The organism is Nostoc sp. UIC 10890, assembly GCF_054786515.1.
This window is the reverse complement of record NZ_JBSGKF010000071.1, coordinates 1-3,797: the sequence shown is the minus strand read 5'-3', so window position 1 is coordinate 3,797 and position 3,797 is coordinate 1. Positions and strand designations below refer to the sequence as shown.

General features: G+C 32.6%; 3 protein-coding genes. 2 read left to right on the top strand and 1 reads right to left on the bottom strand.

Going from position 1 to position 3,797, the window contains the following annotated elements; translation table 11 throughout:
* A partial coding sequence (locus ACWATR_RS38930; RefSeq protein ID WP_460345419.1) for a DUF7219 family protein occupies positions 1-246 on the bottom strand: 246 nt, incomplete at its 3' end.
* 275 nt (positions 247-521) lie between these two features.
* Here ACWATR_RS38930 and ACWATR_RS38925 point away from each other — a divergent pair.
* Positions 522-2,147, top strand: coding sequence for an AAA-like domain-containing protein (locus ACWATR_RS38925; RefSeq protein WP_460345416.1), 1,626 nt, complete (start codon positions 522-524; stop codon positions 2,145-2,147).
* 395 nt (positions 2,148-2,542) lie between these two features.
* Positions 2,543-3,797: AAA-like domain-containing protein (locus ACWATR_RS38920; protein WP_460345413.1), on the top strand; the 1,255-nt coding region annotated here is incomplete at its 3' end.

Here is a 3,797-nt window from a genome sequence, read left to right as displayed (position 1 = left end):
AAAAAGTTCGGTTTCAAGTAGGTCATTAGAAGCAGATATACGCTTAAAGGAGAAGGAGCTTTTGAGGGCTTGCCAATATGCTGCACTCTGTTTATAAGCCTCAATAGTTTCCATCTTGCCCGATGTTTCTAAGCAAGCAATATATTCAATTTTCTGAGCAAAATCTCGCAATTTAGTAGATATATCGCATGAGGTATATATCTTATCATGATCATTTCCATCTCTTGGTTGTTGTGAGGACAGCATAAATTTTTCTAACCTTTACTACTACTCTATCCAGCTTTTAAACTGCAACAAGCCAGCTTTTGAGCTGCAACAAGAAACATTTTTAAATTATCATAAAAAACTTCAAATCGAAAAAATAGTTAAGAGGAGGCGAGTGCAGTTAAGAGGAGGCGAGTGCAGTTAAGAGGAGGCGAGTGCAGTTAAGAGGAGGCGAGTGCAGTTAAGAATATTTTGGTTTTTATGCATGTTTTTAGTATTTAGTTGTGAATGCTCCTCCAATTAGCTGCTAAAATCTAATGGATAAACTCCCAAATGATAAAAACGACTCTTGTAATTATTCTGCACGTCGGTACAGGCGGATGAGGGGAATCTCACTTTCTCCGTCAAAATATTCAATGTTCGAAACGGTATTAAAAAAAGCATATCCAGACGCGAGTAGTAACAGTGAATTTGCAGAGGAAATCAGATCAATACTTGAAGGAGAACTAAAGAAAATAGGGATAGAAATAGACAAAAACACTTTAAGTCTGATTGTTACTAATAACCATTTACGCAGGCTACGGAAGAAGGGAGTAAAAATAGATAAAATGCCTTATATTACTATTTTTAGAGCATTGCATTTAGACCCAATGGAATATGCAAATTCAGATTGCTTTAACCTTATAGCTATAGCAGAAAGTGACTTTCCAGGTAAGATTCTTAATATTCTAAAGAGCCGACCGAAAGTCAAAGTCGAGCTTAAGCAGGAAGATGTTCTAAAACATAAACTTGCAAAGTTTATCAAGAAAGCTCAAAAAAAAAACCTTTTTATAAATCGAACAAAACCAGAAAATGAATTATATAAAAATATGTACGATTATAATGGTGTGATTGTTCTTAGAGGAGTATCTTCTTCGGGTATGACGACTATTATAAATAAAGTAGTTGATCGTTTTCAAACAGAACAAGAATACTTAACAATAAAAATAAGTTTTAGCAAGTTATTAGATATTACACAAGGCCAAAAGCAGTCTTTTTGGAGAACGTTAGAATACTTTTTCCAGCTTCTCAACAAGGAATTAATAAAAAGTCGAAAGTATTTGGAACCTGAACTTGAAATAAAATCGGAGCTAGTAGTATCTGAAAAAATTAAAGAGCTACTTAATCCTAATAAAAATACTTACACTCCCCATTGCGCCTGCGATATTATAATGGAAGACTATATCTTGCCCATGCTTAACACCCCTTTAGTTTTAGTTATAGATGATTTTGACTATCTATATGAGTATGAAGAGTTGTTTGAAGTGTTCCAGCAACTATTCAAAAATTGGAACGAGAGTAAAGATGCTAACAATACTTCGGAATTGTGGGAGCAACTGCGGTTATGTGTGATTGCTTCTTATAAATCCAAAAATTCTATTAATTTTAAGTACTCGTTTGGCCATCTTATTCGAGTAGATCCGCTTAATTTAGACGAGATAGAAGTTCTTTGTTGTAAACAAGGATTAAATGAAAAATACATGAAAGACAACAACATTTTCATCCTAATTCAAAGGTATTTTGGTGGAAATATTGAGTTAATAAAATATGCAATTAATGCACTTAATGAAATGGTAGAAAATAATTTTTCTATAGAGGATGTGTTGAGAAATAAGCAATTTAAAGAGAAGCTGTTTAAGTGTATGTATAACAGAATAATAATGGACATGCCTAAAGTACTAAAACACGGACTAGATTTTTTCGAAGATGAATCTGAAGCAAAATTGGATTATCAAAAGATATTACATTCCGAAGAACCTATAATCTCTGATATTATTAGCCATACAAGGAAGAATCAATTTCTAGCCTTGGATTTGATTAATTTGGATGCCAATAATAATAATATTATTGTCAGTGAGTTCTGCCGTTATTTTTTTTCCAGCGAATTAAAATTTAAAAATTAGGTAAGTAGGTCGGTGCAGTTAAAGCTAACTAGTTGGGCTGTGATTTATCCTTTGTCATTGGTCATTGGTAAGAGTTTTAAGCCTATTTACGTTTCGTAACATAGTTGGATTTATTTTCACCGATTTACTTATTATCCAATTTTAATTAGGAAATAGAAATAAGAACATGAAATGTATTAAGTTTTATATTCATGTTTCTTTTTAACCTGGCATTCTTATGCATAAAGAATTTTGCTGTTTACTAACTTTGGATTTAATAATAGCTTAGTCACTTTAGCATAAGGTAAGCTATAGAGCCGGAATTACTTCCCTATTGCTCACAATGACGTTTTTTATAAAAAATGCGTAAGCATTCCTAAACAAACTGTAATAATCAAAAACAACAGACATAATTTATGAATAATCACTACACTTTCTCTAGAAGTTTATCTCATAAGAATAGTACTTATGTTGTACGAAAAGCTGATAAAGACTTGTATGAAGCACTTTTGCAAGGGAAGTTTTGCTATGTGCTAAATCCTATACGAACTGGCAAGTCAAGCTTGTGCGTGAGAACAATGAAGAGCCTATCTACGAATAATGTAAGATGTGTGCTTATTGATTTAGCTGGTATCGGTAGTAGTGATGTAACAGAGAAGATATGGTACACATGTTTGATTGAAAAGCTAATTCGTGGTTTTAATCTGGATATAGATTTTAAAGATTGGCTAAATAAAAACAGTTTTGATTTAGGTTCTAAACAATTTGGCCGCTTTTTAGAAATGATACTTTTGAGACAAATTTCAGAAAACATGGTGATTTTTCTTGATGATATAGAAGTTGTTTTAAATCTTGACTTTAAGGCAGATGTTTTTTTAAATTTTATCCTTACTTGTTATAAAAAACGTGTTGATAATCCCCACTATAATCGACTTACATTTTGTTTGTTGGGAACAGCTTCACCAAATACTTTAATAAAGGATACAATATTTACACCATTTAGTATTGGCCAAGCTATCCACCTTGAAGGGTTTCAATTAGATGAGATGGAGCCGTTCAGGATAGGCTTAAAAGATACATACGGAAATGATTCTCACGCAGTAATGCAAAATATTTGGGATTGGACAAGAGGGCAACCGTTTCTGACACAAAAGCTCTGTAATCTAGCGGTTGAAAAATTTGACATAGATAATCCGCTTTCCATCGATCAGATAGTCAGAATGTTCATCATAGAAAATTGGGAATGGAATGATGAACCGCAGCATTTAAGAAATATTCAAAATAAAATTATGAGCTATGGAGAAAAAGTTACTACTGATTTACTGGAATTATATCAAAAGATTTTATTAGCAAAAGACAATGGTATTTCTGTAGATGATATTCAAGGAAAGAGCGAATTAGAGCTTTCGGGATTAGTTACTAGACGAGAGAATAAAATAATGGTTTCTAACCGCATCTATCAGGAAATTTTTGACATAGGTTGGATTGAAAACCAATTACATAAGGTGTGTCCTTATACTGCAAATTTACGCGCTTGGCTAGCTTCTGAAAAAAAAGATGATTCACAATTATTGCGGGGAAGCTCCTTAAATGAAGCTTTAAAATGGGCAAAAATGGAAAAGTTGTTAAATAATATACAAGATAGTGAATTTTTATCAAAGAGCGAAGAAC

Coding starts and splice junctions, on each gene's coding strand:
- ACWATR_RS38925 (WP_460345416.1), top strand. CDS start 522: ATGGATAAACTCCCAAATGATAAAAACGACTCTTGTAATTATTCTGCA.